Below are 645 nucleotides of genomic sequence, written 5' to 3' on the forward strand. Positions count from 1 at the left end.
GCGGCGCCCGTCCACGCGGGGTCGAGGGCCGCCGCCCGCGCGAACAGCGAGTCGGCGCGCTCGTCGGCCGTCTTGAGCTGCCGCTCCGCCTGCAGCGCCAGCGCCCACGCGGCGTCGCTGCGCGTCGCGCCGCGCGCCTCGCGCACCCGCACCTCGTCGCCGATTCGGGCCCGCAGGAAGCGCGCGACCTGGTCGACGACGCTGTCGCGCGCCGCCAGCGCGCCCGCCGCCGGCACCGCGACGCTCGCGCGCCGGTAGTCGGCGCCGCTCGCGCCGTCGACCAGCCGCACCGTGACCCGCAGGCGGTCGCCGGCCGGCTCCAGCCGCCCCTGCACGAGCGTCCCGACGCGCAGCGCGGCGGCCACGCTGTCCGGCGGCGCGGCGCCGTCGCGGAACGCGGCCACGCCGTTGCGCGAGACGACCGTGAGCCCCTGCACGGCGCCCAGCGCGCCGATCAGCGATTCCGTCAGCCCGTCGGCCAGCGCGCCGAGGCGGCGGTCGGCGCTCCCGTCCTCGAAGTAGAGGACCGCGACGTCCTTGGGGGAGAGCCCGCCCTCGGCGGCGGCGGCGGCCACCGCGGCCGCGGCGGCGCGGCCGGCCAGCGCCCACCACGCGCCACGCGCCGCCGCGAGCGCGACCGCGGCC

At 81.7% G+C, this 645-nt stretch carries 1 protein-coding gene; it reads right to left on the minus strand.

All coding sequences use genetic code 11. From position 1 onward, the window contains the following. The coding region (locus tag PYV61_RS26295; protein ID WP_275836849.1) for a hypothetical protein at positions 1-645 on the minus strand (645 nt) is incomplete at both ends.

Source organism: Roseisolibacter sp. H3M3-2 (genome assembly GCF_029211165.1).
GTDB lineage: Bacteria > Gemmatimonadota > Gemmatimonadetes > Gemmatimonadales > Gemmatimonadaceae > Roseisolibacter.